Source organism: Natrinema sp. 1APR25-10V2 (genome assembly GCF_031626495.1).
Taxonomy (GTDB): Archaea; Halobacteriota; Halobacteria; order Halobacteriales; family Natrialbaceae; genus Natrinema.
This window is the reverse complement of record NZ_JAMQOJ010000011.1, coordinates 21,319-44,337: the sequence shown is the minus strand read 5'-3', so window position 1 is coordinate 44,337 and position 23,019 is coordinate 21,319. Positions and strand designations below refer to the sequence as shown.

The following is a 23,019-nucleotide window of genomic DNA, read 5'->3' as shown; positions in this document are numbered from 1 at the left end:
TCGGACGAGCTATCGCGTCGAACTCCACTCTAGACGCCGATGAAACTGTGTGGGCCGATAACATCCGATGTTTCTTCCACCGTCTCGCCGTAGCAACCCCACATGATCGGGTTCGAGACGCGCCTCACCGAAATTGCGGTACAGGGCGGGGTGTAGCGTGGCGGACTCGGACCCCGAACCGGCAGTCGCGGGCGAGCAGACGCCGACGCCGGACATCCTCGAGTCGGTCATCGAATCCGGCCAACACGAGATCGAACGCGAACCCGAGGGGCTCCTCCTCTCGGGGTTTTCTGCCGGACTCGATATCGGATTCGGGCCGCTGCTGATGGCGGTCCTGCTGACCCTTTCGGACGGCGGGTACGGTGATCTCGGAACGGAATTGCTGCTCGCGAGCGCCTACGCCGTGGGATTCATCTTCGTCATCATCGCGCGCTCGGAACTGTTCACCGAGCACACGACTCTCGCGGTGATGCCCGTTCTCGACGGTCGGGCGTCGGTCGCGAACCTGGCCCGCGTCTGGGGACTGGTCTGGATCAGTAACGTCGTCGGCGGCGCGGTGTTTACCGTCTTCATCGTCGTCCTGGTCCCCGACTTCGGAGTCGCTTCGCCCGGCGCGTTCAGCACGATCGCTCACAGACTGGTCGACCACAGCGTTCGATGGCTGTTCGTCGCCGGCATCCTCGCGGGCTGGCTCATGGGGCTGGTCGCGTGGCTGATCGCCGCCGCACAGGAGACGGTCAGTCGCCTGCTCATCATCTGGCTCGTCACCGCCTCGATCGGGATCCTCCATCTGCCACACTCGATCGCGGGCAACGTCGAGGTGCTGTTCGGACTGTTCGTCTCGTCCGACATCTCCGTCCTCGACTACGCACAGTTCCTCCTGCTGTCGACCGCCGGTAACGCGATCGGCGGCGGCGTCTTCGTCGCGCTTCTGAAGTACGGGCACGTGGTCCGCGGTGGCGGCTGAGCGTCGCTCTGGTGGGCAAATTGGGACGGAGGGGGAATCTTCTCGAGTGGCGCAACGACGCCGATAATGGGCCGACTCAAAACTGATTCCGTGACCAGTAATTCACTTCTTACTGTTTCGCGAATGAGCAGGTCTCCAGAAAATCTACTGACGTGTACTTCATCGGAATCCGGAAACGAAAGACGAACTCCGCTGTCGCCCGATCCAGTCGTGCGGTAATACGCTGTTTCTACCTGTCGAACCGACTATAATCGGCGCAGAAAGTATGGAATTGTGTAACGAACTGATCACCCATGCCCGTTGTGAGCTTACCCGTCAGTTCGGGGTCAAACGATGGTCGTCGGCTCGCTCTTCAGGTGAATCGCACGCTAACCGATCGAAACACTACACGATCGCGGTACCTGACGGGCGGAATACCAAAACGAGCCGCACGAGTGAATCGATTAGCGCGGCAGAAGTATCGGACGAAAACCCGCTACCGCAACTCCAGAACGCTGATCCGTTAGTCGTCGGCCGCGGCCGGCTCGGCCTCCTCGGCGCTCGAGTCGGCGCGTTCGAGGTCCTCGAGGTACTCGTCGGCGTCGAGGGCGGCTTTCGAGCCCATCCCGGCGGCGGTCACGGCCTGCTGGTAGTGGTAGTCGACGACGTCGCCGGCACCGAAGATGCCGGGCACGTGGGTTTCGGTCTGGCCGCCGCCGTCGCCCCCCTTCGTCTTGAGGTAGCCTTCGTCGTCCATCTGGACGCCGGTATCCTCGAGGTAGTCGGTGTTGGGAGTGTGGCCGATCGCGAAGAAGACCGCACCGACGTCGAAGTCGAACTCCTCGGTTTCGGGGTCGTCGAGACGGTCGGTGGGGTGGCCCTTGTCGTTTTCGACGAGGGTGACGTGGTCGACGCCGCCTTCCTGTGAGCCGTGAATCTCGATCAGTTCGGTGTTTCTCATGATCTCGATCTCGCCCTCCTCGACTTTCTCCTGGACGCGGTCGATCCAGTAGTCCTCCGCGCGGAACTCCTCGCGGCGGTGGACGAGATAGACGGTGTCGGCGAACTTCGTGAGGAAGGTGGCCTCCTCCATGGCGGCGTCGCCGCCGCCGACGACGAGCATGTCCTCGCCGCGGAAGAACGCGCCGTCACAGGTCGCACACGTCGAGAGCCCGTAGCCCATGAGCTCGTCCTCGCCGGGGATGCCGAGCGTGCGGGCGCTGGCACCCGAGGCGGCGATGACAGCGTCGGCGGTGTAGACGTCGCCGTTCGTGAGTTCGACCCGGAACGGCCGGCTCGAGTCATCGACGGACTCGATGATGCCGTTTTTGAGCTCCGCGCCGAACTGTGTGGCCTGCTCTTTCATGTTGTTGACCAGCTCCGGACCGCCGATTCCGTCGGGGAAGCCGGGGTAGTTGGCCACGTCGGTCGTCAGGGTGAGCTGGCCGCCGGGTTCGTCGCCTTCGATGACCAGCGGTTCGTTGTTCGACCGGCCGGCGTAGATCGCTGCGGTGAGTCCGGCGATGCCGGTACCGGCGATGATGAGTTTGCGGTGCTCGACGACGTCGTCGTCTCCGTTCGCGATACCGAGTTTCTCGTCGAGTTCGCCGGTCTCGTTGAGGGCGCTGGTGTCGTCCCAGCCGCCGACGAGTTCGTCGTCGATGAATACCTCGGGTGCGGTCTTGCGGCCGTCCGCGCGCTCGACCATCTCCTCGAACAGTTCCTCGTCACCGGTGACGTTGTACGTCTCGTACTCGACGCCTTTGCTGTCGAAGAGGTCCGTGGCTTTGTCGCAGTAGGGACAGTCCTCCTTGGTATAGATCTCGACGCGTGGCTGGTCGCTCATATATCAGGTTTGGGATAGAGCGCCTAAACCGATTGCGTTCTCAGCAACGACTCCCTCTTACTGTGACGCACCGGGGCCGTCCGTGGTTGCCCTCCTCGGCGAACTCGACGGCGACCGTTACCGACCTGCCGGTCCGTTCCCCGAGACTCGGCGATGGCATCGCCGCTGCCGACGACGATTTGCGGAGACGATGCACTTACGGCCCCGACCGGCGACCGTTCACTATGGCTGCCGATCTCGAGGAGAAGACGGATCGCTACGGGGAACTACTCGCGGAGGCGCTCGAGGAGGCGACGATCGCGCCGCCGGAGGGGACCCCGATGGCTGAAGCGGCCGCCGACTGCTACGAGATGGGGGCGTCCTACCTCGAGGACGGAAACCACTTTCGAGCGCAGGGCGACCTCGTCAACGCGCTGGCGTCGTTTTCCTACGGCCACGCGTGGCTCGACGCGGGGGCCCGCGTGGGGCTGTTCGACGTGCCGACCGAGGGTCACCTTTTTACCGTCGAGTAGCGGACCCTCAACGCAATGGAGGCCGTCGTCTCGGTGCACTGGTCCTAAATGATTAATAACTATGTAACCGGAACCTATATAACAGCATTTCCAGTTAGTTTATAAAGTAGGCGAAACACTTATATGGCTTACGGCCTTACCCTATGTTAGCTGAGGCGTCCGGGTTTCTTCTGGTTACCCCACCCGGAAGCCCCGAGTAACCCACCCGATACACAATGACAGATACCAACATTCGAACGTACACGAACGAGCGAGAGACAGAAACCGAGGAGGAAACCACGTCGGTATCCGACGAGCGAGAGCAGTGTCCGGAGTGTGGCGGTCGACTGGTCTCCGACGACGAACACGCCGAGACGGTCTGTGAAGACTGCGGGCTCGTCGTCGAGGAAGACGAGATCGACCGCGGCCCCGAGTGGCGAGCCTTCGACGCCGCCGAGAAAGACGAGAAGTCCCGCGTGGGCGCGCCCACGACCAACATGATGCACGACCAGGGGCTCTCGACGAACATCGGCTGGCAGGACAAGGACGCCTACGGCCGTGCGCTCTCGAGTCGCCAGCGCCAGAAGATGCAGCGGCTTCGCACCTGGAACGAGCGCTTCCGCACCCGCGACTCGAAGGAGCGCAACCTGAAGCAGGCCCTCGGCGAGATCGACCGGATGGCCTCCGCGCTCGGGCTCCCCGAGAACGTCCGCGAGACCGCAAGCGTCATCTATCGCCGCGCGCTCGAGGAGGATCTCCTCCCGGGACGCTCGATCGAGGGCGTCGCGACGGCATCGCTGTACGCGGCCGCCCGTCAGGCCGGGACGCCGCGCAGCCTCGACGAAATCTCGGCCGTCTCCCGCGTCGAGAAGATGGAGCTGACCCGCACGTACCGGTACATCATCCGGGAACTCGGCCTCGAGGTCAAGCCGGCCGACCCCGAGCACTACGTACCGCGGTTCGTCAGCGACCTCGACCTCTCGGACGAGACCGAGCGAATGGCCCGCGAGCTCCTCGAGTCGGCCCGTCAGGAGGGCGTCCACAGCGGGAAGTCGCCCGTTGGCCTCGCCGCCGCGGCGGTCTACGCCGCTGCCCTGCTGACCAACGAGAAGGTCACCCAGAACGAGGTCAGCGAAGTCGCAAGCATCTCCGAAGTCACCATCCGCAACCGTTACAAGGAACTGCTCGAGGCCTCGGACACGGCCGCACCGGCCTGAACACGGCCGACTGCGGTCATCTGTCGGTTCGCGGATATGGGTGGTATTTTTGACCGATCGGAACTGCGGCAACGTTTTTCAGCTCCCGTGTGAAAGAGCGTAGCATGGATAAGACGACCGTCCAGCTGTTGTGCCCCGAATGCACGAAAGACTGGCAGACCGCGCCGGACGAACTCCCCACGCCGGCCGAGATGTTTCACTGTCCGAACTGCCACGCCTCTCGACGAACTGCCGAATTTATGCGCACGGACCGGGACCTCCAGACGCTGAAACAACTCGGATAGGTCGTCGGTGAGGCCTCAGTTTTCCCGCCGTCGTTCTGCCAGTAGTCACCGTTTAACTCTCCGAACTCTGCGTGTCGGAAGCTGGAAAGAAAGACCGTCTTACCAATGTAAATTCCATCGTACGGCGCGCCTATACGACGGTTCCGTTCGCGTAGGGAGCGCATTCGAACCATCTACCGCGATGATAGACTAGTCAACCGATACGGGTCGCGTGTTAACGCAACTCAAGATAATAATATAACCCTGCAGTGGGTAGGAGTGGATGGTTATGAAGAAGCAGGAGCTCATTCACCTTCACGGCCTTCTGGCGGAGGTATCGAATCAGTGTGCAGCGTGGGAAGACTGTCAGATCGACCTCGAGGAGTACGAATCGCTCGGGATCCGACCGACGTCGATCCACAAATCGAAGACCGATCACAAAGCTGCTGTTTTTGCGCTCGCCGGGGGAATCACGACGAACATGCGGGAAGGGGAGCAGGAAGCAGTCGCCGCTACAGCGGACTGAGACTTTCGTCGCATCCTCCGATCGTCCGACAGACACAGTAGTGGTGACGCTCTCGATCCGGCGTACCCTCTTCGTTTCCCGCGTTCACCGCTCTCTATTCCGTTTCGTCCGCGAGGGAAAACTCGAGCCGAGATTGACCATCGATCGTCCGGTGAGCAGCCGACCTATTCGACGAGATCCTCGAACTCGGGAAGGATTTCTTCGTCTTCTTCAGAGTTTTCGTCGGTTTCGGCCCCCGTGTCGTGTGTTTCGTCCGATCGGTCGTCGTCCGGTTCGTCAGTAGCTGCGGCGGACTCGTCCTCGTCGTCTTCGTCCTCCAGCACGTCGACTCGTTCGACCTCGAGCGGGATATTCTCGAGGAGTTGCCCGATTTCCTTTCGCGCGATCCGTGAGGCGTGTTCCTCGCGCTCGACGTTGAAGACGGTCATCTCCAACTCGAGCGCGACGAGGGCTTCGTCGGCCGCGATGAACGCGGGCGGGAGTTCCTCTCCCGATGGAGAGGTCCGCTCGCCCATGTTGATCTCGACGTAATTGAGGTCAGGGTTCAGCATCTCGCCCGTCTTCGAGATGGCGATCCGGATCGCCTCGTCTTCCGTTTCCACGTCGAATACCGGCACGGCAGCTTCGACGACAACCCTGCAATTCATACGAAAACGTAGTATCGCCTCCAGTAAGAAGGTTCGCCCCGGAGCGGCGACTGTACCGATCGCGTTTAGATCCGGACGTGATCGGTGCGGCGCTTCGGCCAACCCCGGGCGGGTTCGAAAGGCAAAAGCCCGCGCCCTCGAAGGACCGAACGAATGGAGACGGGGACGATCCCAGTCGACGACCTCGCCGGCGGCCTCGATCTATACCGAACCGTAGAGAGCGGCCAGAGCTACCTCTGGCAGCGCTCGGACGGCGACATGTACGCCGGAACGCCGGCGCCGGACGCCTGGTACTCGACGGTCGTCGACGGCGACGTGATCCGCGTTCGAACCCGAGATGGCGCCCTCGAGTGGGAGTCGACGACCGACGCCGAGCCGATCGTGCGCCGGTTGCTACGGCTCGACGACGACCTCGAGGCGATCGTCGCGGCCGCCCCCGACGACCCGTTGCTTCGCGAGGCCTACGAAGCCCACCGCGGGATGCGGTTGGTCGACGATCCACCCTTCGGCTGTCTGATCTCGTTTATCTGCTCGGCCCAGATGCGGGTGAGCCGGATCCACACGATGGTTTCGACGTTGGCTCGGGAATACGGCAGTCCAGTCGCGTTCGACGGCGAAACCTACCACGCGTTTCCGACGCCGAGCCAGCTCGCGACCGCGACGGAAGCCGACCTCCGTGACCTCGGGCTGGGGTACCGCGCTCCGTACGTCGCCCGGACCGCCGAGATGGTCGCGAACGGTGAGGCGCACCCAGCCGAGGCGCGGGATCTCGCGTACGAGGACGCGCGGGAGTACCTGACGCGGTTCGTCGGCGTCGGTGACAAGGTAGCCGACTGCGTCCTCCTCTTTTCGCTGCGGTTCGACGAAGCCGTCCCGCTGGATACGTGGATCAAATCGGCGATCGAGGAGCACTATCCCGACTGCGACCGTGGCTCCTACGCCGATACCTCTCGAGCACTGCGCGAACGGCTCGGCGGCGAGTACGCGGGCTACGCCCAGACGTATATCTTCCATCACCTCCGAACGGGTGAGTGACGATCCCGCTGCCGAAGGCGTCTACCGAAGGATTTTGTGAGTGGTTGTCAACTTCGCCTATGGTCAGTCCGTCAGTCATCACGCTTCTCGCGACTGCGGGACTCGTCGGTATCCTGGGCGTCCTGATCAAGTACTTCGGAATGGTTCGGCTGATCGCGGGCTACGATCCGGATCGCGTCACCGACGAGGAGGGGCTCGCCGATTTCATCGGCACGCACGCCCTGTACGTCGCGGGACTCGTCTTCCTCGTCGCGATCGCCGAATACGCGGAGCCGTTCGACGGCTCCGAAGCGATCTGGCTCGCGTTCGTCGTCGGTGTCGGCCTCCTTGCCGTTCGGATGATCCGCGGCGCTCGTCGCTTCGAAACCACCGAGTGAGAAGCGAGCCACGGCCGGCCCGCCGACAGCTCGGGCCCACAGCCGAACCGATTAGCAGAACTCCTCGAGCGTCGTCTGATCCCGCTTCAGCGGACGGGCACGATAGCCGTACTCGGTCGCGAGGTGGTCCGCGAACGCCTCGTCGAAGCCGTGCTGGGTGTAGACGACCTCGGGGTCGATCGCGCGAACTGTTTCGACGAGCTCGTCGAAATCGCAGTGGTCGGTCAGCGGAAAGGCGACGTCGTAGTTTCCACGATAACGGAAGGAGTCGTCGACGGCCCAGCCCGAGAAGCCGGCCTTCAGTCCGTCTTCGCGGTCGACAGCTGTCTCGACCCAGTCGGCCCGCGCCTGGTTCGACGGGAGGACCACGAGCTCGTCGCCCAGTCCGCGAAGCGACTCGTACGGCTGGCCTGAAAACGAGATACTACCGTCGGTCGCGCGTTCGATCGCCCGGTTCACGTCGTGGATCGAGTCGGAGACGAGGATCTCTCGGCCGCCGTCGGTCGCGTCGCGGGCGAGCCACTGAAGTTTCTGGGCCCGGCCCAGCGAGTAGCCGAACAGAAATAGCGGCCGCTCGTCGTTGTCCCGAAGCCAGTCCGCGATCGCCGCCTCGAGTTCCTCCTGCGGCGAGAACCGGTACTTCGGGAGGCCGTATGTGGTCTCCATGACGAGTGCGTCCGCCGCGACGGCGTGGGGGTCGAACCCCTCGAGGTAACACCGGTCTCGGATCGAGAAGTCGCCGGTGTAACAGAAGCGCCGGGGGCCCTCGGCCGGGATTCCGTCGCCCCCATCTGTCCCGCCGACGGCTTCGAGGTCGACGATCGCCGCGCGCGACCCCACGACGTGGCCGGCCGGAACGAGTTCGATTCCGGGTGTGCGCTCGACGAACTCGAAGGCGGTTCCGGTCCGCGCTTCGGCGATCGCCGCGGTCTCGGCCGAGCAGACGACGGTCTCCGGCGTCGTTCGGAACGTGTGGTCGGCGTGGGCGTGGCTCACCACGTTGACCGCGCCGACGGCGCTGCGGGCGTCGGCGACGACGCGGGACTCGCCCTGAAATTCGAAGTGGATGCCGTCTCGATGCCGTACGGTCACTGGATCGAGTACGGGCTCGAGTCACCTCCCGGTATCGCTTCTCGGTCGCATGGCGCGGATTTTTGACGGTCGCGGTCGAGGGGTCGCACATGGCTGGTCGAACCCGCGCACACGTGTTCGTCTCCGGCACCGTTCAGGGCGTCTACTACCGCGCGAATACTCGCGATACGGCTCGAGAAAAGGGCGTGGACGGCTGGGTGAAGAACCTGGATGACGGCCGCGTCGAGGCCGTCTTCGAGGGCCCCGAGAAGGCAGTCGAGTCGATGATCGAGTGGTGTCACACGGGCAGCCCCGCCGCAGAGGTCGAGGACGTCGAAGCCGAGTACGAGGAGCCCCAGGGCGAAGACGGGTTCGAGGTTCGGTACTGAGTCGAGACCGGCTCGATAGTCGGCTTTCGTTACGTTCAGGCGCGGTTCGCCTCGTCAGCGCCGGAGCAGGCTCGTTAGTAGTTCTACGTATTCGATAAACGAGATTGTCGGCGTCCCGGGCATGTAGACCGTGACATCAGGTTGGACCAGCGGATCGGTGAACTCTTCGGAGTTGGTCGGTTGCATATACCTCGTAGGGACCGTGCGTATTTACGATTTCGCAACTATAGTTTCGGTATCAAAAACCAACAATCATCATAGAGAAAGATCCGCACGGTGCCGCCGGTCGCGGTCAGCCGGTCTCGACCGACGATAGCGACGGACTGCGGTACCGAGTCAGCGAACCGGCCGTCGCGTTCAACGGCCGCTCAGTCTACTCTGTGCTCAGATCGTCGGCAAGCGAACGGCCCGCATCGATAGGAACACCGCCGCAACCGTCGCTACCGGAATCGAAGCGGATGCGGGAGCGTTCGCGAGAGCAGGCCATTGCCGATCACTTTTCGATGCGGTACCCGTCACCGCTCGAGTCTGCCCCGACCGACGTGACGGAGGCGACCTCGAACTTGGCACCGCCGCGGTCACTTTCGCTGACGGTGAGGTCCCATCCGTGGGCGTTGACGACGTTCAGAACGATCGACAGACCGAGCCCCGTCCCTTCTTCGTTCGTGCTATATCCCTGTTCGAGGACCTCGTCGCGTCTGTCGGCGGGAATGCCCGGGCCGTCGTCGGCCACGTAGAATCCGGTCCCGCTCTCGAGGCGGCCGACCGTTACCGTCACTGCTCGTCCGTCTGTATCGATGGCCGTCCGGTCGTCGATCCCTTCCGTGGAATCGCGATCGTGGTTGGAAGTCCGATTCTGGGTCGAACTATGCTCGACTGCGTTCCTGAAGAGGTTCTCGAAGACCCGACGGAGACGATTTCGGTCGGCCTCGACGAACAGGTCGTCTCGCACCTCCGGGCCCATCTCCGAACTCCCGCCGGCTCGTTTCGTACCGAGGTCAAACTCGAGCCAGGTATCGCCGGTGTCGACGGTCGACCACGCGTCCGTCGCGAGGTCTCGCACGGAGACGCGTTCGGTCTCCGTGATCGCCTGTCCCTCACGGGCGAGCGTCAGTGCGTCCTCGATGATCGCCTCCATGCGGTAGAGCGCGTGGCGTGCCTCCCCGACGTGATCGTGATCGACGTCTCCGTCGTCAGCTACCGACGCAGCAGCGATCATCTCGAGGTAGCCGTCGGCGACGTTCAGCGGGTTTCGTAGGTCGTGCGAGACGATGCTGGCGAACTCGTCCAACCGCTCGTTTTGGTGTTCCAGTTTTCGCGCCTGCCGCTGGAGATTCGACTTCTGTCGCTCGAGTTCCCGTTCACGGGCGCGGAGCTCTTCTTCCCGGTCTTTCTGGTCCGTGATGTCGTGAATGATCATCACGATCCCTGCGGGGTCACCGTCGGTTTCGATCACCGTGAATCGGATCTCGTAACAGTACTCGTCGTCCGCCGGCGCGACCCATATCTCGTAGCGCGAGCCGTCGAGCTCGCCGACGGATTCGGTTATCGCATCGATGTCGAGATCGGGAGTGACGATGAAATCCGTTCGAGCGGCGTCGGCGATGTGCTTCCCAATCGGGTGATCGGCGCCGATCATCTTCTTGCCGGTCGAATTGATGTCGACAATTCTGCCCTCGGTATCGAGGACGACGATCCCGTTGTCGACCTCTTCGACGACGACGTCGCGAGCGAGCGGAACGAGACTGCCGAAGCGAGATCGGAAGGGCACGAGCAAGCGGTCGAGCGGAAACAATCGGAAAAACGTGGCGCTGGTCATCGTCAGAACGCCCATCACGCTCGTGAACAGGACGAGATACGGCAACAACACGAAGTGAGGGAACGGACTCCGACCTGAAAGCGATACGACCGTTCCGACGACCGGGATCGAGACGGCCAGAAAGATCACGAACGTGATCTTCCGGTAGACGTTTCGCGAGCGACGGAATTTCTGAGCTAACATCGCCAGCGACGCGGTATCGAGGGCGTAGAAGACGAGGGCGAACGCGGGCCAGAGCGGCCCCCACCCGTAGCGAAGTCGGTCGACGGATCCACTCGAGTCGAGGTGTGGGTCGAAGAGTACCAGTTCGCGGGTCCCGTCGATCAACAGGAGGCCGACCAGCGAAAGCGGCACTGCGAGTAACGAGGCGAGTCGACGGCGGGTGAGCCATTCCCGTCGACCGGTGTAGTGGAGGACGTATCCGAACGCGACGATGGCGAGAAGACCGATATTTCCGAGCGCGATCGCGAACGCGTACAGTTTCACCTCGTAGACGGTGTTCGAAACCGTAACGAGATGCAGGAACGCCCACGCTGCGATACTGCAGTTGCAGTACGCTGCCCACCGGGCCGCCGGATCGCCCCGTCGGCGCCAGGCGATCACGGCCACGATCAGACCGACGACCGTCGCGATCGCAAGTGCAGGCGTATGGGGCGTATATCGCCATGCCATCAGTGCGGTAGTGAGTGTCTGTCAGCTACTGTTATAAGTCTGCTCGCCAGGCAGTTACGGCGTTCTCGGCTGTGATCGGGAACCGGGCAAACGATGCCTTCATCGCACGGTGTGAGGGCTCTCTATCAGGCCGAGCGATGGGCCGTTCGTCCGCAATCTTCAACGGTCGTCCGATCGAACTCCGATCCATGATTACAGGCGAGCGAATGGCCGCCGTCGACGAGAACGCCGCTGCACTCGGCGTACCGCGGAAGCAGCTGATGGAGTCGAGCGGACACGCGATCGCCCGGGAAATCCGAGAGTTCGCCGATCCCGGGGCTCGAGTCGCCGTCGTCGCCGGCAGGGGGAACAACGGCGGCGACGCGTTCGTCGCTGCTCGGTTTCTGGATGGCAGACCACGTTCGGGATCAGCCCGGAACGCAGCGCGTTCCGGGCGTGAATACGACGTAACGACGCTGTTGCTCGGCCGCGCCGAGACGATCGGCACCGACATCGCTCGCGAGAACTGGGAGGCCCTGCAGCGGGCCGAGTACGACACCCGCGAAGTGACCGACTCGAGCGCGTTCGAGCTCCCCGAGGCCGACGTGATCGTCGACGCGATGCTCGGGACGGGGATCAGCGGCGACCTCCGCGAACCGGCGGCGACCGCGGCTCGCGCGATCAATGACACGGACGCGACCGTCGTTGCGGTCGACGTGCCCTCGGGATTCGACGCCGACAGCCGCGACCACGCGGCAAACGGCGTCGACGCCGACCGCGTCGTTACGTTCCACGACACGAAACCGGGGCTCGACGACCTCGAGGCCGACGTCACCGTCGCGGACATCGGTATCCCGGCCGCTGCGGAGCGGTTCGTCGGTCCCGGCGACGTCGACCTCGCGCGGCCGGGCGGCCGGGACGGGCGGCCCTACGTCATCGGCGGCGGACCCTACACCGGCGCGCCGGCGCTGGCCGCACAGGCGGCGCTCCGAGCGGGCGCGGAACTGTCGTTCGTCGCCGCCCCCGACACCGTCGCCGGCGAGATTCAGGGCTACGTCGAGGATCTCATCGTCCAGCCCTACGAGAGCGACCGGCTCTCGCCCGATCAGGTCGACGACCTCCTCGAGACGGCCGAGCGGTACGACGACGTGGTCGTCCTCGGCCCCGGCCTCGGCTCCGCCGACGAAACGCTCGAGGCCGTTCGTCAGTTCCTCGCCTCGTACACCGGGCGCGCGGTCGTCGACGCGGATGCGCTCGCGGTCGTGCCGGACATAGAGACCGAGGCCACGCTGGTCTGTACGCCCAACCGCCGGGAACTGGCCCGGATGGGCGGTCCCGATACCGACTCGCTGCGCGAGGCGGCCGACGAGATCGAGGCGTTCGCCGCGGAGCTGGGTCACGTCGTCCTCGCGAAGGGCGTCGACGACGTGGCGACCGACGGCGAGCGGACCCGAGTCTGTCGGACCGGCGCGCCCGGCATGAAAGTCGGCGGCACCGGCGACCTGCTGGCCGGGATCGTCGCCGCGCTGCTCGAGCACGCCGAGCCGCTCGACGCCGCGGCGGCGGCCGCGTACGTCAACGGCCGCGCCGGCGAGCGACTCACCGACGACGGCTCGATGGGATTCCTCGCGTCCGAGATGCTCGCGGAGATCCCCGCCGCGCTGTGGGGTGAGGCCGATGACTGAGGACGGTGCGGCCGGCTCGAACACCACGGACGAGGTGGCCGCAAACGCGGATGCGGACGCGGACGAACTGACGCATACGACCGCCGAGGGCGACGTCCAGATGGTCGACGTCGGCGACAAACCCGACAGCGAGCGCCGCGCGGTCGCGGTCGGGGAGATCCGGCTGCAGCCCGCTACGATCGAATCGATCCGGGCCGACGAGGTCGGCAAGGGCGACGTCCTCGCGACCGCCCGCGTCGGCGCGATTCAGGCCGTCAAGCACACCTGGGAGACGATCCCCATGTGCCACCAGATCCCGATCACCAACGTCGACACCGCGTTCGAGCTCGGCGAGGACCGGATCGAGCTCCGGGTCGCCGTCGAGACCACCGGCAAGACGGGCTGCGAGATGGAGGCCCTCGAGGGCGTGACGACCGGCCTCAACGTCGTCTGGGACATGGTCAAAGCCGTCGAGAAAGACGACGAGGGCCAGTATCCGGACACCGGAATCGAGAACGTGCGCGTCCTGCAAAAGGAGAAGCGCCAGGTCTAGCTCCACGACGATGACGCTACGGACGCCACTCTGTGACCTGCTCGGAGTAGCGTATCCGATCGTGCAAGCGCCGATCGGGAGCGCGACCTGTCCCGAACTGGCGGCCGCCGTATCGAACGCCGGCGGCCTGGGACAGCTCGCGGTGACGTGGTGCAATCTCGAGGCGACGCGCAGTGCCGTTCGTACGACTCGGGAGCTGACCGACGAGCCGTTCGCGGTCAACCTCGTCCTCGACGAGGCGACGACGATCGAAGATACCGACGACCACCTCGAGACGATCCTCGAGGCGGGCGCGCCCATCGTTACCCTCTCGTTCGGCGACGCCGCTCCCTTCGTCGAGCGGATCCACGACGCGGGCGCGCTCGTCTCTCAGACCGTCGGCAGCGCCGCGGAAGCGCGCGAGGCGGTCGACGCCGGCGTCGATATCGTCGTCACGCAGGGACTCGAGGCCGGCGGCCACGTTCAGAGCGAGGTGGCGACCACGGTCCTGGTTCCGCGGGTCGCGGACGCCGTCGGCGACGAGGCACCGGTCGTCGCGGCCGGTGGGATCGCCGACGGACGCGGCATCGCCGCCGCGCTCGCGCTGGGTGCCGACGGCGCGTGGCTGGGCACGCGGTTCGTCGCGACCGAGGAAGCGCGGGTCCACGACCGCTATCAGGATCGGCTCCTCGAGAGCGACGAGACCGACACCGCGTTCACGACCCTCTTCGACAAGGGCTGGCCCGGCAGGGCCCACCGGGTGCTGCGAAACGAGACGCTCGAGCGCTGGGAGTCTGCGGGCCGTCCGCCGGTCGGGGAGCGGCCGGGCGAGAACGACGTCGTCGCCCGGACCGGCGACGGTGGTCCGATAGAGCGATACGACGAAGCACTCGCTACGCCGGACGTCGACGGCGCTATCGACGAGATGGCGCTGTTCGCCGGGCAGAGCGTCGGGCTAACGGACGACGTTCGGCCCGCGGGTGGAGTCCTCGAGGACCTCGTCGCGGAAACGCGCGAGGCGATTTCGGGAGTACCGGCATCGTCGGTTCGTGACGACTGAGCAATCGCGACGGGAAAAACAGCGTGGTAACTCGCCCGCTCGAAACGCCGATCGGCGGCTACAGATCCATTCCGCCGTTGACGTCGATCACTTCCCCCGTCACGTACGAGGAGTCCTCGCTCGCGAGGAATCGGACGACCGCCGCGATGTCCTCGACCTCCGCGAGGCGCTCGAGCGGGATCCCCGCGATGATCCGATCGAGGACGTTGTCGGGGACGCTCTCGAGCATATCGGTTGCGGTGAAGCCAGGCGCGACGCAGTTGGCCGTCGAGCCGCCCTGAGCGAGCTCGAGGGCGATCGTTCGGGTGAAGCCGAACATGCCGCTTTTCGCGGCGGCGTAGTTGGCTTGCCCGAAGTTGCCCTGTTTGCCGACCACGCTCGAGATGTTGATGAGCCGGCCCTCGTGGGCGTTCCAGATGTCGTCGTAGAACAGCTGGGTGCAATTGAACATGCCGCCGAGGTTGACGTCCATCACGCGGTCCCACTCCTCGCGGGACATCTCGGTGAACTGTTTGTCGGCGGTGATGCCGGCGTTGTTGACGAGCACATCGGCGGGGCCGAAGGCCTCGTGGCAGACTTCCACCATGTGTTCGACCTCCGCGCGGTCCGAGACGTCGGCTCTGGCCGCGACGGCGGAGCCGCCAGACGATTCGATCGCGTCGACGGCCTCGTGTGCCGCCCCCTCCGACGATCGGTAGTTGATGACGACGTTCGCTCCCTCTTCGCCGAGATACTCCGCGATACCGCGACCGATCCCCTTCGCCGAGCCCGTGATAACACAGGTGCGATCATCCATGGACATAAGTCATACATTCAACGTCCGATGGTAAATAACGACCTGTTAGGTATCACTTGACATCCTCCCCGCGCTGAAGGGCGAGGATTCCCGACCGTCGTTGGGATATTGTGGTTTACGACGTGACCTGTTCTTGAGGTGCGAACGCACCAGTTTCCTTGTCAAACAAGAACGTCGATGGCTGTGTCAACCAGCCGTTACTCCTATTCACCGAAAGACTCGGTGAACTCGGAGATACTTCCTGTCGAATGTTCTCAGCGCCATTCACATCCGCGTTCGCCACCGTCCCGCACTCATCGCACACGTACAACCCACGCTCCACGCGATTCGCCTTGCGCTTGCGACCACAACACGAACACGACTTCGACGTATCACGCTCGGACACTTGCTCAACCGTGATACCTTCCATTTCAGCCTTGTACGTGAGTAGGTCTGTGAAGCGGTCGAACGCCCACGAATGCAAGCTACTTGAAGGTACGGATTACGCAGCGTGGAATATCCGGTCTGCAATCGAACGGTGGGTGGTGTAGTGTATTGTCGGATTCATCCCCGTCCTAAAGGACGGGGCTTTCTTCTTGATTCTCCGTAAACTGACGGCTTCGCGGTCGATCGTGGTCGATTCCCGTCGACCGCATCGAGAGCGAAAACGGGGACGCTACCGCTCTCGAGCCTGCTCGACCCAGTCTTCGATACGGCTCGGGGAGATGCCGGTCTCGGCGGCGAGGTCCGCAACGTCGGCGTCGGCGAGGGCTGCAAACGTCTCGATCCCGGCGGCGGTGAGGTCGTCCGCATACGCCTGGCCGACGCCGTTCAGGTCGGTGAGGTCGTCGCCCTCTGAACCGATCTCGCTGGCCGCCGCCTCGTCGGCGACCTCTTCGACGACGTCTTCGTCGACGGCCATCTCACCCGGTTCTGCCGGTTCTTCCGTAACGTCTTCCTCGCCGCGCTCGACGATCTCCTCGGTCGAGCGCTCCTCGCCGGGGAGGTCGGTAGCTTCGGCTTCGGGCTCGGTACTCGAGGCCGTCTCAGTGCTCGTCCCACCGTCAGCGAGGTCTTCGGTTCCCGTCTCGTCGCCGGACACGTCCTCGGCGAGAGCGGCGTCTGCGTCCGTTCCCGCTTCGATAGGCGCTTCCGGTTCGCCTTCGGCCTCGGTCCCGTTCGACCGCGCCTCGAACCAGTCACAGACCTGCGGCCAGAGCTCCGCGTGGCTCCGCGAGGAGACGGACATCCCGATGTGGCCCGTCGCGAACTCGAGGATTTCCGTGTCCTCGGAGGAAATAACGTCGTTGAACGGCTTGGAGGCTTCCGGCGGAATGAGGTGGTCGTACTCGGCGACGATCTGGAGCACCGGCATGTCGATCTTCGAGAGATCGACGTGTTCACCGCCGAGTTCGAGTTCGTTGTTGTAGAGTTTGTTCTCCTGGTAGATGTCGCGGATGAACTCCTCGTAAGCCTCGCCGGCGACGTCGATCCCCTCGTCGAGCCAGCGTTCCATCCGAGCGAAGTTCTCGACGAAGTCCTCGTCCTCCACGTTGTCGTAGAATCGGACGTACTTCGTCACGTTGTTCGCGACGGGATCCATCAGCGCGAAGCCGACGTCTAAGAACTCCGCCGGGACGTTGTCGAAGGTGTCGGTGACCGTCTCGGGGTCGTAGTAGTTCTCGGATCCCCAGAGCTCCAAGACGCCGCCGTCGCCGTCGAAACAGAGCCCGGCGGCCATCAGCGCCAGGTTCTTCACTTTCTCGGGGTACAACGAGGCGTACATGGCCGACTTCGTTCCGCCCATACAGTAGCCGAGAATGTTGATCGCGTCCTGGCCGGACCGCTCGCGAACTTCGTCGACGCAGTTGTCGATGTAGCGGTTGACGTAATCGTCCAGCGACAGCGACCGGTCGAGCCTCGATGGCTCGCCCCAGTCGATCAGGTAGACGTCGAAGCCGGCCTCGAGCAGCGTCTGGACCACGGAGCGATCGGGCTGGAGATCGAGGATGTACGGCTTGTTGATCAACGCGTAGACGACGAGGATCGGCACGTCGTGTTGCTCCTCGGTCATCGGCTCGTAGTGGAGGAGCCGCAGCTTGTTCTCCTCGTAGACGACCTCGCTGGGCGTCTGGCCGACGTCGATGTTCTCGACCGTTTCGGTCCGCTCCGGCGCGACTTCGGTCTTGTCGGCCAGGTCGGCGGTCGCCTCCCAGGCCTGGCGCTGCATGTCCAGTGCGATCGAATAGGGGTTCTTCATTGCTCGTCTTCCAGGTGCTCGAGGACGCGGTCGAGTTTCTCCTCGACGGCGTGCTGGCGGCGCTCGAGTTCGACGAGGCGGTCACCGACTTCGACGACGTCGTCCTCGGTCGCGAAGCCGAGCGACCGGAGCGTCTCCTGGGAGGCCTCGTCGGCCTCCTGCTGGAGCTCGAGGACGTCGCCGACGGTCTCGCCGGTCATCTTGGCGAACGCGGTCGTCGACATGACGTCTTTGAACGCCTCGTTGGCCGTGTTGAGCCAGATGTCGCGGAACTCCTCGACGTCGACGTCCTCGCCCTCGAACTGATCGTTTACCCGCTCGACCATCTGTTGGGAGGCGTTCATCCACGTCTCGTAGGCGCGGGCGTAGCCCTCGACGCCGTCGGACATTTCGGAGTCCTCGCTGAGTTCGCCGACGGTCTCGGACCAGCTCTCGACGAACCGGGCCTGTGCCTCCATGTTGTCCTCGAGTGCCTCGAGGAACTGCTCGTTCCACTGTTCGACGAACGCGTTCCAATTCTGCGCCTGGGGTTGTGAATCTGCCATGGTTGAAAATTAACGGTGTACGGTAAAAAACGACGTCCCGACTTACGCCGAAACGTCGAGTTCTTCGGCGGCCTCCTCGACGTTCTCGGCGACGGCGCTGACGTTCTGCTCGACCTGTTCGTGGGCGTCGAGGTAGGCGTCGAACGAGGTATCGACGACTTCGGCGTAGCTGTGTGCGAACTCCTCGTAGGCGACTTCCGACTCTTCGATGGCCTCGAGGACGGCCTCGAGCGACTGGGACTGTGCCTCAGTGGCGGAGTCGAAGCCTTCGTCGACGAGTTCGCGGAGTTCGTCGAACTCGGCGCTGCCTTCGGGCATCGTTGCCTCCACGGCGTCGAAGTACGCGTGGATCGCGCCCTTGGTCAGCTCGGCGTTGGACTCGAACATCGCGCCCGAGGTTTCGACGGCGTCGGCGAAGGCGCCGAGCGACGTCTGCTGGGCCTCGAGGGCGTCGTGGGTCATGCGCTGGCTCTGTTCGATTGCGGTACGCTGTGCGTCGAAGACTGCGGTGAATGGGTTCTGGGTCATGATTACTCGTCTCGGTTGCGTTTGACGGGGACGACGATCGTCTGGACGATATCTCCCTCTTCGATGTCGAGGGCTTCCCGTTCTGGACCGGGAATGCTGATCCGACCGCCGCTCTGAACGCGGGCTTTGAACGTCGCGGTGCCCATGTTCATCGGCCCGAAGGCCGACGTGTTCTCGAACGGGTTCGCCGACGTGGCCTGCAGCATCTGTTTCATCATCTCCTGCTGGGATTCGGCGACCTGCTCGCCCGCTTCCTGCATTTCCTGGATCCCGTCCGTAAACATCGTGGGCGGAAACCAGGGCGATCGGTCGGAGTCGTCCGTCATCAACAGTTCGTTGGCTCGCAGACATAATAAGCCTTTCCACTAGATGCCATCAAATGGTAGAGAATGGTTTCCACCTCCGGCCAGTGACTCGGATCGTCCTTCTATATCGAGCCGACAGTTACGTCCGAACTCGGGTTGCGACAGAAAACTCCATAGAGAACGCCTGTAAGTCGTTGTTACGGTTCTAAATAGTAAGGAATGTGGTATTAAAACAGCCAAAGAAGTCATATGCACCCCACACCTAGCCGCACGTAGATGTCACACGAGAACACTCGAGGCGAGACCCCCCTCCCGATGGCGAGCGCCTGGTCGGCGATGACGCGAGGGTTCCTTCGAACCGCGACCGCCGCGAACCGGGCGGCCGTCTCGGCGATGCTCCCGTCGGTCGATGATGGGAGCGATCCGGAGAACGAGCGAATCGCCCCACCGATTCCGTCGGTCGAGTACTCTGACCTCGACTGGCAGTTCGACCGCACCGTCGACGATCCCAACCACATCAGCGTTGGCGATACCGTCACGTTCGAAAAGGCCCTCACAGACGAAGACGTCCGGGCGTTCGCCGCAGTCAGCGGCGACACGAACCGCCTCCACCTCGACGAGGGGTTCGCGGCTGACACCCGATTCGGCGAGCGCATCGTCCACGGCACACTCGTCTCCGGGCTTATCAGCGCTGCTCTCGCCCGGCTACCCGGACTCACTATCTATCTCTCTCAAGATCTCGAGTTCAGCGGCCCCGTCGGCGTCGGCGACCGCGTCTCGGCCCGCGTCGAAATCGTCGAGAACCTCGGGAACGACCAGTACCGCCTCGAGACCGTCGTCCGCGACGAGGACGACGACGCGACCGTCATCGACGGCGAGGCCGTCGTCCTGATCGACGACCTGCCCGCCGAGTGAGCAGTCGGCGAGATCGACCGCGCCTCGAGCCGAGTCCCCGTACAGAATCCGGTGCAGTGTTGCTAAGTGGCTCCTCGCGGAACGCATCCACATGACCCTTTTCGGGACGGCAGGAATCCGCGGTCCAGTCGAGGAGGTGTCGCCGTCGCTCGCGCTGTCCGTCGGTCAGGCGGCGGCCGAACCCGGAGAAACGTTCGTCGTCGGTCGCGACGGTCGGGAGACGGGCCCGGCGCTCGCGGCGGCGATGGAAGCCGGCCTCGCGAGCGCCGGCGCCGACGTTCGTCGCATCGGGCGGGTCCCGACGCCCGCGCTCGCCTTCGCCTCGCAGGGCCGACGCGGTGTCATGCTCACCGCGAGCCACAACCCGCCGGCGGACAACGGAATCAAGCTCTTCGTCGACGGCGTCGAGTACGACAGCGACGCCGAACGAACCGTCGACGACCGTGTGGCGAGCGATCAGTCCCGACTCGTCCTGTGGCACGACTGGGGCGACGCCGAACGACTCGCCGTGCTCGAGCGGTACCGCGACGCCGTCGTGGAGTTCGTTCGAGAGCGGTTCGGCGGCCGCGGGGAGTCGGAAAACGCGACTGCGGGCCCGCTTGCGGGACTCCGGGTCGCCGTCGACTGCGGCAACGGAATGGGTGCGCTCGCGACGCCGCAGGTCCTCGAGCGGCTGGGGGCGTCGGTCGTCGCGGTCAACGCCTCGGTCGACGGCCACTTCCCCGGTCGCGGGAGCAAACCGACCCCGGAGACGCTCTCGGAATTCACCGACTTCCTCGCGGACGGCCGGTTCGATCTCGGCCTCGCACACGACGGCGACGCCGACCGACTCGTCGTCCTCGGGCCCGACGGCGGCGTGATCCACGAGGACACGATCCTCGCGGTGGTCGCGGCCCGGTATACCGACGACAGCGACGCGGACGACCCCGTCGTCGTCACGACGCCCAACGCCTCCGCCCGCATCGACGAGCGGGTCCGCACGGCCGGCGGCCGAGTCGAACGCGTCGAACTCGGCGCGCTCCACGAGGGGATCGCCCGGGAACGCGATCGCGGCTCCGACGGCACCGAGATCGTCTTCGCCGCCGAGCCCTGGAAGCATATCCACACTGCCTTCGGCGGCTGGATCGACGGCGTCGTCAGCGCCGCGGCCGTCGCCGCGCTCGTCTCCGATGCCGGCGACACCGAGACGCTTCGGGAGCCGGTCACCGAACGCCCCTACCGGAAGGTCAGCGTCGAGTGCCCGGACGACGCGAAATCGGCGACCATGGCCGCTCTCGAGAGCGCTCTCCCCGAGGCGTTCCCGGAGGCGACGGTCGAGACGGAGTACGGCGTCCGCCTCGAGTTCGCCGACGCGTCGTGGCTGCTGGTCCGGCCCAGCGGCACCGAACCGTACGTGCGCCTCTACGCGGAGAGCGAAACCGTCGACGAACTCGTCAGCGAGGCGCGAGCCGTCATCGAGACGGCGGTCGCGGACGAGCGGTAGGGGCCGACATCCTTTGGTAGCCGCTGGTCGAACCGCACCCCATGGACGACCTGATCGAGGCCGCTCGCGACGTACAGGAACGCGCGCACGTCCCCTACTCCGAGTACCGGGTCGGTGCCGCCCTCGAGACGGCAGACGGCGAGGTCTTCGTCGGCTGCAACCTCGAGAACGCCAATTACAGCAACAGCCTCCACGCCGAGGAGGTCGCGGTCGCAGAGGCGGTCAAGGAAGGCCATCGCGACTTCGCGCGGATCGCGGTCAGCTCCGACCGCCGCGACGGCGTCACTCCCTGCGGGATGTGCCGACAGACGCTGACGGAATTCTGCGACGACGACCTCGCCGTCCTCTGTGACGAGGGCGACGAGGTGACCGAGTACGCCCTCGGCGAACTGTTACCGAACACGATCAGCCAGGACACGCTCGAGTAGCGACGGCTACCGACAGCGGCGTTGCGGTCCGCTCACTCGGTCGAAGCGATCCGCTGCCCTGCCGAGACGTACGCCCGTTCGTGGGTCGTCGCTTCGCCGTCGGGAGCGCCCACACGCGGATTCGAGAAGTGGATCGGGAGCCCCATCGCGCGGAAAAACGAGGGATGGTCCTGTAGCTGAAAGTGGAGATGTGGCTCCGTCGAATTCCCGGAGTTACCACAGCGGGCGACCTGCTCGCCGCGCTCGACGCGGTCTCCCTCGGCGACCTCGAGGCTCCCCTTCTGTAGGTGTGCGAGCACGCTGTACTCGCCGGTTGCGTGCTCGATCGTGACGTAGTTCCCGCGGATGTCGCGCTGGCGCGGGTCCAGCCAGCCGCCGGCCCGGTGGTAGTCTCGATGCCCGTCGCTGGCTGCGACCACCACGCCGTCGGCGGGTGCGACGACGGGTTCGTCGAAGCAGTGGTAGTCCCCGGGGCGCTCGCCGCCGCCCTCGTAGCTCCGGCCACAGTCGTCGGTCACGACCAGATCGTAGGCGTACCGCTGGGCGAGTATTCCCCAGGAGTGGGAGGACTCCCGGCTCGGTCCGCCGTTGACGACGGTCCACTTGCCCCGAACCGGCAGCCGATAGTCCACCTGCTGGTCGAACCGCTCCGGGTCGGGCAGTCGGAGTCGGTATCTGAGTAGGACTGGAACGTGACCGGCGAGCTGTTTCACCCCCTGCCACTGGATGAACGGATTCAACTGGAGGACGGCCATCGAGACGAGCGGCCGCAGCCCCGACGGCGTCCCCATCTCGATCCAGTCGGTCGGCTCGGCGTCGTCGCTCGGAGACGGCACGATGCCTTTCGCCATCGGCCAGAGCGCGAACAACCCGAACAGGTAGAAGACCTCGAGCCGCTCCAGCGACGGAATCAGCGTCCCGGGGATTCCGAGGAAAAACAGCAGCGCGAGGTTCGTCGGGTTCGGGAGCCGTGAGCGCAGGCCGCTCGAGCGGTCGACCGATGGTCGGTCCGGCGGCCTACCGTCCCCTCCCGCTCCGTCGCCGGTGTGCGGTTCGTCTGGGGTCGGTTCGTGTGCCGGTCGGCTGGTCGACGCGTTCGCGTTCGTGTTGGTCATCGTAGGTACGAACACGGCACGAGATCGTTTGAACGCTTGGCGAACGAGATTTCTATTTGGGATCTGACGGATTCCAGCGGACTCGAGCCGTCGTTCGACGGCGGACACGGAGTCGACGGTGTGGACGAGGA

General features: G+C 64.6%; 25 protein-coding genes and 1 pseudogene. 14 read left to right on the top strand and 12 right to left on the bottom strand.

The features are described from left to right. Positions 1-157: 157 nt before the first annotated feature. Positions 158-967: a formate/nitrite transporter family protein gene (locus NDO75_RS26530; protein WP_310909546.1), complete on the top strand. Its 810-nt coding sequence runs from the start codon at positions 158-160 to the stop codon at positions 965-967. 502 nt (positions 968-1,469) lie between these two features. Here NDO75_RS26530 and NDO75_RS26525 read toward each other — a convergent pair. Continuing rightward, entirely contained in the window at positions 1,470-2,792 is a 1,323-nt protein-coding gene (locus tag NDO75_RS26525) for an FAD-dependent oxidoreductase (protein WP_310909545.1), read from the bottom strand. 224 nt (positions 2,793-3,016) lie between these two features. On the opposite strand from NDO75_RS26525, the gene NDO75_RS26520 reads away from it, so the two are divergent. From NDO75_RS26520 to NDO75_RS26505, 4 genes are all read left to right on the top strand, one after another. Further along, positions 3,017-3,304, top strand: coding sequence for a DUF357 domain-containing protein (locus NDO75_RS26520; protein WP_310909544.1), 288 nt, complete (start codon positions 3,017-3,019; stop codon positions 3,302-3,304). A gap of 215 nt (positions 3,305-3,519) precedes the next feature. Continuing rightward, positions 3,520-4,500 carry a transcription initiation factor IIB gene (locus NDO75_RS26515; protein ID WP_310909543.1) on the top strand — a complete coding sequence of 327 codons (981 nt, stop codon included), beginning with the start codon at positions 3,520-3,522 and terminating at the stop codon, positions 4,498-4,500. Positions 4,501-4,604: 104 nt separating this feature from the next. Beyond that, complete coding sequence (locus tag NDO75_RS26510; RefSeq protein WP_310909542.1) at positions 4,605-4,784, top strand: hypothetical protein; 180 nt, start codon at positions 4,605-4,607, stop codon at positions 4,782-4,784. A gap of 268 nt (positions 4,785-5,052) precedes the next feature. Then, on the top strand, positions 5,053-5,289 hold the full coding sequence (locus tag NDO75_RS26505; protein WP_310909541.1) for a UPF0058 family protein: 237 nt from the start codon (positions 5,053-5,055) through the stop codon (positions 5,287-5,289). 164 nt (positions 5,290-5,453) lie between these two features. On the opposite strand, the gene NDO75_RS26500 is transcribed toward NDO75_RS26505, so the two are convergent. Then, the gene (locus NDO75_RS26500; protein ID WP_310909540.1) at positions 5,454-5,936 is read right to left on the bottom strand and encodes a DUF555 domain-containing protein; all 483 of its coding nucleotides are present in this window, start codon (positions 5,934-5,936) and stop codon (positions 5,454-5,456) included. Between the two features lie 153 nt (positions 5,937-6,089). On the opposite strand from NDO75_RS26500, the gene NDO75_RS26495 reads away from it, so the two are divergent. Beyond that, entirely contained in the window at positions 6,090-6,971 is an 882-nt protein-coding gene (locus NDO75_RS26495) for a DNA-3-methyladenine glycosylase (protein ID WP_310909539.1), read from the top strand. Positions 6,972-7,030: 59 nt separating this feature from the next. After that, entirely contained in the window at positions 7,031-7,348 is a 318-nt protein-coding gene (locus NDO75_RS26490; protein WP_310909538.1) for a DUF3784 domain-containing protein, read from the top strand. A 51-nt stretch (positions 7,349-7,399) separates the two neighbouring features. Here NDO75_RS26490 and NDO75_RS26485 read toward each other — a convergent pair whose 3' ends face one another. Continuing rightward, positions 7,400-8,440, bottom strand: a complete 1,041-nt coding sequence (locus NDO75_RS26485; RefSeq protein WP_310909537.1) for an mRNA cleavage and polyadenylation specificity factor-like protein — start codon at positions 8,438-8,440, stop codon at positions 7,400-7,402. Between the two features lie 89 nt (positions 8,441-8,529). Between NDO75_RS26485 and NDO75_RS26480 the strand changes: the two genes are divergently transcribed. Beyond that, a complete protein-coding gene (locus NDO75_RS26480; protein WP_310909536.1) occupies positions 8,530-8,808 on the top strand; it encodes an acylphosphatase in 279 nt (92 codons plus the stop codon). Between the two features lie 54 nt (positions 8,809-8,862). Here NDO75_RS26480 and NDO75_RS26475 read toward each other — a convergent pair whose 3' ends face one another. Together NDO75_RS26475 and NDO75_RS26470 are read right to left on the bottom strand one after the other, a co-directional pair. Continuing rightward, the gene (locus tag NDO75_RS26475) at positions 8,863-8,994 is read right to left on the bottom strand and encodes a hypothetical protein (protein ID WP_310909535.1); all 132 of its coding nucleotides are present in this window, start codon (positions 8,992-8,994) and stop codon (positions 8,863-8,865) included. 307 nt (positions 8,995-9,301) lie between these two features. Further along, positions 9,302-11,299, bottom strand: coding sequence for a histidine kinase N-terminal 7TM domain-containing protein (locus tag NDO75_RS26470; RefSeq protein WP_310909534.1), 1,998 nt, complete (start codon positions 11,297-11,299; stop codon positions 9,302-9,304). 188 nt (positions 11,300-11,487) lie between these two features. Between NDO75_RS26470 and NDO75_RS26465 the strand changes: the two genes are divergently transcribed. The 3 genes from NDO75_RS26465 to NDO75_RS26455 are packed head-to-tail and all read left to right on the top strand — an operon-like array spanning position 11,488 to position 14,534. Beyond that, positions 11,488-12,963 carry an NAD(P)H-hydrate dehydratase gene (locus NDO75_RS26465; RefSeq protein WP_310909533.1) on the top strand — a complete coding sequence of 492 codons (1,476 nt, stop codon included), beginning with the start codon at positions 11,488-11,490 and terminating at the stop codon, positions 12,961-12,963. Beyond that, positions 12,956-13,495 carry a cyclic pyranopterin monophosphate synthase MoaC gene (gene moaC, locus NDO75_RS26460; RefSeq protein WP_310909532.1) on the top strand — a complete coding sequence of 180 codons (540 nt, stop codon included), beginning with the start codon at positions 12,956-12,958 and terminating at the stop codon, positions 13,493-13,495. Before NDO75_RS26465 ends, moaC begins: the two co-directional genes overlap by 8 nt. 10 nt (positions 13,496-13,505) lie before the next feature. Further along, positions 13,506-14,534: a nitronate monooxygenase gene (locus NDO75_RS26455; protein WP_310909531.1), complete on the top strand. Its 1,029-nt coding sequence runs from the start codon at positions 13,506-13,508 to the stop codon at positions 14,532-14,534. 58 nt (positions 14,535-14,592) lie between these two features. On the opposite strand, the gene NDO75_RS26450 is transcribed toward NDO75_RS26455, so the two are convergent. The 6 genes and pseudogenes from NDO75_RS26450 to NDO75_RS26425 form a co-directional block, all read right to left on the bottom strand. Continuing rightward, positions 14,593-15,336 (bottom strand): beta-ketoacyl-ACP reductase, encoded by a 744-nt coding sequence (locus NDO75_RS26450; protein WP_310909530.1) that lies wholly within the window; start codon positions 15,334-15,336, stop codon positions 14,593-14,595. A gap of 109 nt (positions 15,337-15,445) precedes the next feature. Further along, positions 15,446-15,793 (bottom strand): annotated as a pseudogene (locus tag NDO75_RS26445) (transposase); the annotation flags it as partial. 192 nt (positions 15,794-15,985) lie between these two features. Further along, a complete protein-coding gene (gene phaC, locus NDO75_RS26440) occupies positions 15,986-17,569 on the bottom strand; it encodes a class III poly(R)-hydroxyalkanoic acid synthase subunit PhaC (protein WP_310909529.1) in 1,584 nt (527 codons plus the stop codon). Next, positions 17,566-18,114, bottom strand: a complete 549-nt coding sequence (locus NDO75_RS26435; protein WP_310909528.1) for a poly(R)-hydroxyalkanoic acid synthase subunit PhaE — start codon at positions 18,112-18,114, stop codon at positions 17,566-17,568. Before NDO75_RS26435 ends, phaC begins: the two co-directional genes overlap by 4 nt. 42 nt (positions 18,115-18,156) lie before the next feature. Continuing rightward, complete coding sequence (locus NDO75_RS26430; RefSeq protein ID WP_310909527.1) at positions 18,157-18,642, bottom strand: hypothetical protein; 486 nt, start codon at positions 18,640-18,642, stop codon at positions 18,157-18,159. A 2-nt stretch (positions 18,643-18,644) separates the two neighbouring features. After that, entirely contained in the window at positions 18,645-18,968 is a 324-nt protein-coding gene (locus tag NDO75_RS26425) for an AbrB/MazE/SpoVT family DNA-binding domain-containing protein (RefSeq protein WP_310909526.1), read from the bottom strand. A gap of 255 nt (positions 18,969-19,223) precedes the next feature. On the opposite strand from NDO75_RS26425, the gene NDO75_RS26420 reads away from it, so the two are divergent. The 3 genes from NDO75_RS26420 to cdd all read left to right on the top strand — a co-directional run bounded on the left by NDO75_RS26420 (position 19,224) and on the right by cdd (position 21,773). Then, complete coding sequence (locus NDO75_RS26420; RefSeq protein WP_310909525.1) at positions 19,224-19,862, top strand: MaoC family dehydratase; 639 nt, start codon at positions 19,224-19,226, stop codon at positions 19,860-19,862. 91 nt (positions 19,863-19,953) lie between these two features. Continuing rightward, positions 19,954-21,345, top strand: coding sequence for a phosphomannomutase (locus tag NDO75_RS26415; RefSeq protein ID WP_310909524.1), 1,392 nt, complete (start codon positions 19,954-19,956; stop codon positions 21,343-21,345). A 41-nt stretch (positions 21,346-21,386) separates the two neighbouring features. Then, positions 21,387-21,773 (top strand): cytidine deaminase, encoded by a 387-nt coding sequence (gene cdd / locus NDO75_RS26410; protein ID WP_310909523.1) that lies wholly within the window; start codon positions 21,387-21,389, stop codon positions 21,771-21,773. A gap of 32 nt (positions 21,774-21,805) precedes the next feature. On the opposite strand, the gene NDO75_RS26405 is transcribed toward cdd, so the two are convergent. Further along, positions 21,806-22,888: a M23 family metallopeptidase gene (locus tag NDO75_RS26405; RefSeq protein ID WP_310909522.1), complete on the bottom strand. Its 1,083-nt coding sequence runs from the start codon at positions 22,886-22,888 to the stop codon at positions 21,806-21,808. Between the last annotated feature and the right edge of the window lie 131 nt (positions 22,889-23,019).

Coding starts and splice junctions, on each gene's coding strand:
- NDO75_RS26520 (WP_310909544.1), top strand. CDS start 3,017: ATGGCTGCCGATCTCGAGGAGAAGACGGATCGCTACGGGGAACTACTC.
- NDO75_RS26435 (WP_310909528.1), bottom strand. CDS start 18,114: ATGGCAGATTCACAACCCCAGGCGCAGAATTGGAACGCGTTCGTCGAA.
- NDO75_RS26470 (WP_310909534.1), bottom strand. CDS start 11,299: ATGGCATGGCGATATACGCCCCATACGCCTGCACTTGCGATCGCGACG.
- NDO75_RS26415 (WP_310909524.1), top strand. CDS start 19,954: ATGACCCTTTTCGGGACGGCAGGAATCCGCGGTCCAGTCGAGGAGGTG.
- NDO75_RS26525 (WP_310909545.1), bottom strand. CDS start 2,792: ATGAGCGACCAGCCACGCGTCGAGATCTATACCAAGGAGGACTGTCCC.
- NDO75_RS26430 (WP_310909527.1), bottom strand. CDS start 18,642: ATGACCCAGAACCCATTCACCGCAGTCTTCGACGCACAGCGTACCGCA.
- NDO75_RS26510 (WP_310909542.1), top strand. CDS start 4,605: ATGGATAAGACGACCGTCCAGCTGTTGTGCCCCGAATGCACGAAAGAC.
- NDO75_RS26515 (WP_310909543.1), top strand. CDS start 3,520: ATGACAGATACCAACATTCGAACGTACACGAACGAGCGAGAGACAGAA.
- NDO75_RS26465 (WP_310909533.1), top strand. CDS start 11,488: ATGATTACAGGCGAGCGAATGGCCGCCGTCGACGAGAACGCCGCTGCA.
- NDO75_RS26505 (WP_310909541.1), top strand. CDS start 5,053: ATGAAGAAGCAGGAGCTCATTCACCTTCACGGCCTTCTGGCGGAGGTA.
- NDO75_RS26455 (WP_310909531.1), top strand. CDS start 13,506: ATGACGCTACGGACGCCACTCTGTGACCTGCTCGGAGTAGCGTATCCG.
- NDO75_RS26425 (WP_310909526.1), bottom strand. CDS start 18,968: ATGACGGACGACTCCGACCGATCGCCCTGGTTTCCGCCCACGATGTTT.
- phaC (WP_310909529.1), bottom strand. CDS start 17,569: ATGAAGAACCCCTATTCGATCGCACTGGACATGCAGCGCCAGGCCTGG.
- NDO75_RS26420 (WP_310909525.1), top strand. CDS start 19,224: ATGTCACACGAGAACACTCGAGGCGAGACCCCCCTCCCGATGGCGAGC.
- NDO75_RS26405 (WP_310909522.1), bottom strand. CDS start 22,888: ATGACCAACACGAACGCGAACGCGTCGACCAGCCGACCGGCACACGAA.
- NDO75_RS26450 (WP_310909530.1), bottom strand. CDS start 15,336: ATGTCCATGGATGATCGCACCTGTGTTATCACGGGCTCGGCGAAGGGG.
- moaC (WP_310909532.1), top strand. CDS start 12,956: ATGACTGAGGACGGTGCGGCCGGCTCGAACACCACGGACGAGGTGGCC.
- NDO75_RS26490 (WP_310909538.1), top strand. CDS start 7,031: ATGGTCAGTCCGTCAGTCATCACGCTTCTCGCGACTGCGGGACTCGTC.
- cdd (WP_310909523.1), top strand. CDS start 21,387: ATGGACGACCTGATCGAGGCCGCTCGCGACGTACAGGAACGCGCGCAC.
- NDO75_RS26475 (WP_310909535.1), bottom strand. CDS start 8,994: ATGCAACCGACCAACTCCGAAGAGTTCACCGATCCGCTGGTCCAACCT.
- NDO75_RS26495 (WP_310909539.1), top strand. CDS start 6,090: ATGGAGACGGGGACGATCCCAGTCGACGACCTCGCCGGCGGCCTCGAT.
- NDO75_RS26500 (WP_310909540.1), bottom strand. CDS start 5,936: ATGAATTGCAGGGTTGTCGTCGAAGCTGCCGTGCCGGTATTCGACGTG.
- NDO75_RS26480 (WP_310909536.1), top strand. CDS start 8,530: ATGGCTGGTCGAACCCGCGCACACGTGTTCGTCTCCGGCACCGTTCAG.